The following is a 7,402-nucleotide window of genomic DNA, read 5'->3' as shown; positions in this document are numbered from 1 at the left end:
TTTGGGACTGCCCGCGCCAGTATAGCTCAGCTGATAGGTCCCGTCGGGGAGATTGGTCGAGGAGAAACTGATGCTACCATTGGCGCCCGCACAGGTAGTTGGTCCGGCGGTAGTGCTGATAGCCAGAGTTGGGGCGGCCGGGTCTGACAGGGTTACGGGTGTGGCTAGGTTGGCCGTGCAACCGTTGTTGGTAATCGAGAAGGCTGAATAGCTTCCTGCACTCAAGCCCGTCAGCGTGAAGGCGTTGCTGACCACCACTACATTTTTAGGACTGCCCGTCCCCGTATAGTTCAGTTGGTACGTCCCGTCGGGCAGATTGGTTGAGCTAAAGCTGATGCTGCCATTGGTTCCTGCGCAGGTGGTTGGTCCAGCGGTAGTGCTGATGGCCAGAGTTGGAGCCGCTGGATCAGCCAGGGTTACGGGAGTGGCCAGGGTAGCCGTACAACCGGTGTTGGTGATGGCGAAGGCGGAATAACTGCCCGCGCTCAAGCCCGTCAGGCTGAAAGCGTTGCTGACCACTGTTATATTTTTAGGGCTGCCTGAGCCGGAATAGCTCAGTTGATAGGTCCCGTTGGGCAGATTGGTTGAGCTAAAGCTGATGCTGCCATTGGTTCCTGCGCAGGTGGTTGGTCCGGCGGTGGTGCTGATGACCAGAGTTGGAGCGGCCGGGTCTGACAGGGTTACGGGAGTGGCCAGGGTAGATGTACAACCGTTGTTGGTGATGGCGAAGGCTGAATAACTGCCTGCGCTCAAGCCCGTCAGGCTGAAGGCGTTACTGACCACTGTAACGGTCTTGGGACTGCCTGAGCCGGAATAGCTCAGTTGGTACGTCCCGTCGGGGAGGTTGGTCGAGGAGAAGCTGATGCTACCGTTGGTGCCTGCACAGGTGGTTGGTCCGGCGGTAGTGCTGATGGCCAGAGTTGGAGCGGCCGGGTCTGACAGGGTTACCGATGTTGGTAAAGAAGTCGTACAATTTAAGCGCGTTATAGAAAAATTGGAGTAAGTGCCCGCACTTAAACCTGTCAGACTAAACGCGTTGTTGACGATTGCGACCGTTTTAGGGCTGCCTGCCCCAGAATAATTCAACTGATAGGTACCGCTAACTATGTTTGTGGTGAAGCTGATGCTACCATTTGATCCGTTGCAGGTGCCTGGGTTAGCTGGTGTGCCAAGAACCAGAGTCGGTGGTGTAGGATCAGTTAGAGGTACACTAGATGCGCTGGAAGCCGAGCAAACAGCATTACTGATGGTGAAAGCTGAATAGTTTCCAGAGCCTAAACCCGTTAAGTTGAACGTATTATTGTTGACGGTGACCGTTTTAGGGCTGCCTGGCCCGGTATAGCTCAACTGATAGGTGCCATTAGCAAGATTGGTCGTGGTAAAGCTGAGAGTACCATTTGTTCCACCACACGTAGTGGGGCTACCAGAACCACTAACAGTTAGCGTCGGTGTAGGGTTGGTCAGATTTACAGCGGTGCCTGATGAAGCCGTACAACCGTTGTTGGTGATAGCGAAGGCGGAATAGCTGCCCGCAGATAAACCGGTCAGACTAAAGGCATTGCTGGTGACAGTAACCGTTTGAGGACTACCTGTACCCGTAAAAGTTAGCTGATACGTTCCGTCAGAAATATTGGTAGTTGTGAAATTTATTCTGCCGTCTGAGCCACTACAAATGGAAGGGTTGACGGAACCAGTTGACGCCAGAGTTGGGGTTGGTTTTACCGCCAACGTAACGCTGGATGTAGCACTGATAAACCCATTATTGGCCGTCACTGAAATTGTATACGTAGTGTTTGAGCTAACGGAAGGGGCATTTTGCGATAGGGTGGAACTTGAGCCAGAAAAACCTGCCGGACTGCTGGTCCAGCTATAGGTTACGGGAGTAGGAATATTGCTGGCCGAAGCGGCTAAACTTACTGGGGAACCAGCGCAGACGGCTATCGGATTAGCTGGAGAAATAGTTACCGAAGGTGGAGACGTTAGAACCGTCAAAGGCGCTGATCCTGTGCAGTTTCCAATACTTCCACTAGTCACCAGTGCCCAGCCAGACATCGGAGGTAATGCTGTGTTCGATGATTGAGACAAATAGGGCTGCCCGCCACCCATCGATAATACCCAGGCCGGTCCGGCAACTTCATAATAGATAGCTATGTTGTCCGTATAGACCTGAGAATTAATTGTCACGCTCCCTTCGCCTAAATAAGCTGGCTTGCCGGTACCTTCAAAATTATCGGTAACTTTATTGAGTACATAGGTAGCGTTCAGGCAAGCACCCGTAACTGTAATAGAGGCAGGGTTCGTTTGGGCTTTTGCTTCTATCCTGAACAGCACTAACAGCACAATTACGCTGCTGAAAATGCATAAACGCAACTGCCTGCTACCTTCTTTGAACGGTAGGAGCGTAGGCAATATACTTTGTCTGTAGAAAAGGTGTTTCATAAGAGGACAGGTGAACGTAGTTGTTAGGGTCGATAGAGAAGTGTTCCATTACCCATGTTCAAAAAGTAAAGTAGGAGCATGGGTAATGGCAATGAAGCAAGGTCAGTGATTGAACTTAGTTGCGCGAGGGGTATACTCCCTCCAAAGCAATAATATAGTTCATGCCTAAATACGGTTGCATGATGCTAAAGGGCTGGCTACCACCAGCGATCCCTATTGTTACGCTACCTGACACCGAACCCGTTACGGAACCAGCGGCCATATCCACAACCGTACCCGTGGTTCGGTATTCTGGATCAAGCGTTCCTGTAGAGGCCGGATAAGCACCTGCTGGTGAGGATACGTTACCTACCTCAGATACTCCTTTTTGCTGTATTTGTGTTTGTAAGTTGGGAGTTGCCGTATGGTTATGGGCGGGCATTTCTGTAATGATAAGTGTATGTGTGGGCGAGCCAGACATTTCTCCCAAATTAACAGCGGGAAGCCCTGGACCTTGCCCCGTACCGATCGGTGTACGTCCGCGTAAATCGGGAAGAGCAAATGTAGTTTGTCCGTTACCGCCGAACGTAGTGCCTAAGAGAGAAAACAAAGCTGTATTTTGCGCTATGGACAGTATCTGGCCCTGACAGAAGGCCCAGCCACGTGGTGCGAAGTTTCCGGCAAATAGAATAATACTAGCTATAAAGGGGGGATTCATGAGATCGAGGTTTTAAAAGGATTGATTGAAAAATAAAATTCTTATAACGATTGGCATCGGATACCCAGATTACGTTCGACTCGAATAATCTCTCGATCGGGGAGCTTATCATTGGGAAGACAGAAAAATGCCTTTAACGCCTTGCTGTGTTTACGCGTTATACCAGCTAACGTCTTCAGGGCATTCAAGTTGACATAAATCTCCCGTAGACGAATCAGGTCCTGAAGCGGTTCGATAGACTCAATTTGGTTGGCATGGGCATATAACTGCTCCAGTCGCGTAAGTCGTTTAATTCCCTCCAGGTTTCGAATAGAATTCTCGTTGATAAACAAACTTTTAAGGTTCTTTAAATCAGCTAGTTCATCCACGTCCTTGAGCTGATGATTGGTCAGTACCAGAATTTCCAGATTGACCATACCCCTTAATCCAGAACCATTGGTTAACTCAAACGTCATGTTCGGATAGGGCGCTTTAGGCCCAGCAAAGCGCAGAACGGTAGTTTGCCAGAGATTGGCCAATTCGTCCACCGTTGGCTGATTGCCGTGCATAAAAAACGCGTATTGAAACGCAGCCCGCCATTGTGGTTCCAGCTCACTCCACCAGCGTAGGCGTTTGGCTGGCGTATCAACCTCCGCCGGTAAAGCTTTAACAGCAGAATCGGTATTCATAACGTAATGCTGATTGACGAATAAAAAAGAGAACGATTCACTACGTATCCGGAACTACACTGTATTAATAAAACGGTGCCGAACGGAGGCTGTCTTGGCGGTCAAATTCGATTTTCCTTTCGATACGATTGCTTTCCCCTGAAAATCAGTAATTATAAAGCTGGAACCGTCCAAACAGGCGTGCAGGATGCCTTTACTCCCTATAATTTGAAGCTTGCCGCTAGCTGATCCAGTTTGAGGAGTAAGACAGGCAAGACCTTCCCAGGTGACGATCATATCCTGGATAGTCTGTTGGATGGAGCCAGATCCAAAGGAGGCCTGAGGAATTTTGGGGAGACGAATGTCCAGTGGTGAGTTAATCAACTGGGTCACCAATGTAATGTCCTGCTGAGCAATTGTCAGTAACGTATCCCAGTTGATTTCAGTGGGATCATACAAATGCGTAATTCTTAACCGTTGGATTGCCCCTAACATCCCCCGACTTATCGACGTACTGACTTGATCTATCAATACGTTGATGGGCTGACTGGCGGCACTCGATTCGGCAAGAAGAGGGGCCGGCAGAAAGGGAAGAACAAGACCAATAGCCGCTTTCCCGACAAACAGACGGCGGTTCATAGATAGAAGTTAGTCATAAAATGGTACGAGGAAGTAGTTATAAGCCACTATGTCTAGATAGCTTTAAATAGTTATGCAAATAAGTAATATTTTTATGTTGTTTACTATTAAGTCTACTATTTTTGTCTACAAACTTTCTAAATCTATTTTAGTGGTCGAAGTGGAGTATGGGTTTACTTAAGTCGGGTAATAGTCAATTAATGAGTGGATTGAGTAGCGGAGATTGTCGTGTTGGAAGGATTTAGGAAATCGAGAATAAGTTGAACCAGGCGGTCAGTACAGTCTATTGGAGAAAAGTCGTCAGTATTGATAGTTAAATCAGGGTAAATTGGGGGCTCGTAAGGCGCATTGATACCCGTTAGGTTTGTTAGTTTATCGGGGTGATCAGGCTGAAGCAATGCTCTGGCGTATAGTCCTTTTGTATCACGTGCTATAAGGGTTGCCATCGAACACGTAACAAACACAGTTTTGGTGGGGTGATTATGCTGCCTTAACTCCGCCCGGATGTGTTCAAACGGGTTTATAGCAGCCATCAGTACAATAGCGCCCTGCTGGCAAAACATACGTCCTAAACGCCCTAACCGTCGGATATTTTCCTCCCGATCTCTTTCCGAATACGTTAGTTCTGGCCAAAACTGTTTCCGGCACTCATCGCCATCGATTACCACAACACGATACCCAGCCGCCTGTAGCTGCTGTTGGGCCTGATAGGCCAAGGTTGTTTTGCCAGAACCCGACAAGCCAGTAAATTGGACGAACAGCATACTTAACTTACTTAGTGCCTCGAAATATACGTAATGAATACGCGCTCCATTCTTCCTCAAAACCGCTTTTTTAAACTGCCGTTTGTTTTTGATACGTCCCGGCTACTGACCGATCTGGCAACGTGTAGCGCGATCGACTGGCCAGTCCATTATAATCAGCGTGATTTTTCGGGAAGATGGTCGAGTATTGCGCTACGGTCGCTTTCTGGGAAAGAAACCGATGTTCGGGCCTTGCCCGGTTTGTTTGCTGATACCGATTTGTTGGGCCAATGCCCATATTTTCAAAATATCCTGGAGCAGTTCCGCTGTGAAAAAGAAGCGGTACGTCTGTTGGCGCTGGCACCTGGTGCCCGAATTCATGAGCATCGGGATGTTGAAACAAGTTATGAGTACGGCTTTTTTCGGATTCATGTGCCTATTCAAACCGGCGATCAGGTGACGTTTCGGGTGGATGGCGAAACGCTGCCCATGCTGGCGGGCGAATGCTGGTATGCCAACTTTGATCTGCTCCACAGCGTTCAGAATGACGGTCCAACAGATCGGGTTCATTTAGTGATCGACTGCCGACGTAATACGTGGTCGGATGATTTGTTTGCTCAGGCAGGCTATGATTTCTCGGCGGAGAAACAAAAGCAGGTGATTCCCCCCGATGTTCGGCGTCGGATGATTGCTGAATTGACCTTGCAGGATACCGACGTTGCTCGTAAACTCATTGCCGAACTGGAAAAAGAAGCGTAACCCATGTATTCATCGTTTGATAATAAGTTCATGACGAACTGGGTGCCGTATCAATTAGAGCGCTTCAGCAAATCGGTCTTATGTGAATGGTTTTATGCCGGAACAAACCGATTTGCAGAGCCTTTTTTTGATGAAACGATAGTGCGCTGTATGAGCCATCCATACAACTCAAGCCCGTATAAAGCGACTACTACGTTAGAGAGCCTGATCGATGTCTCGTTACGTAGTACGCCCATTGAACCAACTGCTTTTATTTTTCACATTTCCCGTTGTGGTTCTACGCTGCTGTCGCAGCTACTGGCCATACCCGAACGGCATATTATGGTGTCGGAGATGCCGCTAATCGACAGTACACTGCGGCATTCGTATCTGACACCCGCCCAGAAAGAGTCGGTTTTAGCAGCTGTTATTCGGTTGCTTGGCCGACAACGTAGCGGTAAGGAGTCGCATTTGTTTATTAAACTGGATAGCTGGCATTTTGGATTTTACGATACCTTTCGCCGACTTTACCCTGAAGTACCGTTTATCCTGTTATATCGGGAGCCAGAGGCCGTAATGGTTTCTCACCAGCATCGCCGGGGCATGCATTCGGTGCCGGGGCTTATTGAGCCAGAACTGTTTGGGCTTACGTTGCAGGAGGTACGTAGCATGACGCTTGATGAGTATCTGGCGAACGTACTGGAATCCTATTTTCGGACTATGCTGACTATGGTTGAGACTGATCATAACGCTCATCTGCTGCGGTATCAGCAAGACGGGAGCGCCCTGCTAAATGATCTGCTGGCGCTGATTTCGGTAGATATACAATCGTCCGAAATGGATCGGATGATTCAACGCAGTCAGTTTCACAGCAAATTTCCGGAGCAGCGTTTTCGGGAAGAAAGAGCCAACGAAATCGAGTCGGCTAATAGGGGCTCTTTACGGGCTCTGTATGAAGAATTAAACGAAATAAATCGTACCTCGAAATCATGAATACCAGCTCTGAAGAACTTGCTAAAATTTATGGATTTTTGGCAGAAATCGGTATTTCCGTTACAGAAATGCCGTTAACCGGCTCTAGTTTCCTGCCGGGTATTCTAATCGATAAGGGTGGGCTGTTGATCGATTCGGGAAAGCTACTGTATCCGGGAGATGTATTACACGAAGCGGGGCATATCGCCGTTACGTTACCATCGGAACGTAGCGAACTTATGAATGACGTAACGGCTGGCAAACCCGAAAAGCAGGGCGACGAAATCGCGGTTATTTTATGGACTTACGCGGCCTGTGTGCATATCGGATTGCCAGTCGATGTGGTTTTCCATGCGGGAGGCTACAAAGGTGATAACAACTGGATAATTCAACAGTTCGACAGTAAAAACTACATTGGCTTGCCGCTGTTGGTTTGGATGGGTATGTGTGATGCCGACTCGTTTCCGGCTATGAGAACATGGTTACGGAACGAACCTCAACCAGTTGCTACGTAGCATGACGGCTAT

Annotated in this window: 8 protein-coding genes; 3 read left to right on the top strand and 5 right to left on the bottom strand. The window is 48.6% G+C overall.

Translation table 11 applies throughout. The features are described from left to right. The 5 genes from GK108_RS25990 to cysC all read right to left on the bottom strand — a co-directional run. Positions 1 to 2,439: beta strand repeat-containing protein (locus GK108_RS25990; protein WP_163954500.1), on the bottom strand; the 2,439-nt coding region annotated here is incomplete at its 3' end. 115 nt (positions 2,440 to 2,554) lie between these two features. Then, complete coding sequence (locus tag GK108_RS25985; protein ID WP_163954499.1) at positions 2,555 to 3,136, bottom strand: phage tail protein; 582 nt, start codon at positions 3,134 to 3,136, stop codon at positions 2,555 to 2,557. Positions 3,137 to 3,177: 41 nt separating this feature from the next. Beyond that, the gene (locus tag GK108_RS25980; RefSeq protein WP_163954498.1) at positions 3,178 to 3,804 is read right to left on the bottom strand and encodes a leucine-rich repeat domain-containing protein; all 627 of its coding nucleotides are present in this window, start codon (positions 3,802 to 3,804) and stop codon (positions 3,178 to 3,180) included. Between the two features lie 54 nt (positions 3,805 to 3,858). Next, entirely contained in the window at positions 3,859 to 4,422 is a 564-nt protein-coding gene (locus GK108_RS25975; protein WP_163954497.1) for a hypothetical protein, read from the bottom strand. A 197-nt stretch (positions 4,423 to 4,619) separates the two neighbouring features. Further along, a complete protein-coding gene (gene cysC, locus GK108_RS25970; protein ID WP_163954496.1) occupies positions 4,620 to 5,186 on the bottom strand; it encodes an adenylyl-sulfate kinase in 567 nt (188 codons plus the stop codon). 33 nt (positions 5,187 to 5,219) lie between these two features. Here cysC and GK108_RS25965 point away from each other — a divergent pair, with 33 nt between their 5' ends. The 3 genes from GK108_RS25965 to GK108_RS25955 are packed head-to-tail and all read left to right on the top strand — an operon-like array spanning position 5,220 to position 7,390. Continuing rightward, positions 5,220 to 5,924, top strand: a complete 705-nt coding sequence (locus GK108_RS25965) for an aspartyl/asparaginyl beta-hydroxylase domain-containing protein (protein WP_163954495.1) — start codon at positions 5,220 to 5,222, stop codon at positions 5,922 to 5,924. A 3-nt stretch (positions 5,925 to 5,927) separates the two neighbouring features. After that, positions 5,928 to 6,896, top strand: a complete 969-nt coding sequence (locus GK108_RS25960; RefSeq protein ID WP_163954494.1) for a sulfotransferase family protein — start codon at positions 5,928 to 5,930, stop codon at positions 6,894 to 6,896. Further along, the gene (locus GK108_RS25955; protein ID WP_163954493.1) at positions 6,893 to 7,390 is read left to right on the top strand and encodes a hypothetical protein; all 498 of its coding nucleotides are present in this window, start codon (positions 6,893 to 6,895) and stop codon (positions 7,388 to 7,390) included. The genes GK108_RS25960 and GK108_RS25955 overlap by 4 nt, the downstream gene beginning before the upstream one ends. Positions 7,391 to 7,402: the final 12 nt, after the last annotated feature.

Origin of the sequence: Spirosoma terrae, assembly GCF_010435915.1 — a bacterium.
Lineage (GTDB): Bacteria > Bacteroidota > Bacteroidia > Cytophagales > Spirosomataceae > Spirosoma > Spirosoma terrae.
This window is presented reverse-complemented; position numbering and strand designations above follow the sequence as displayed.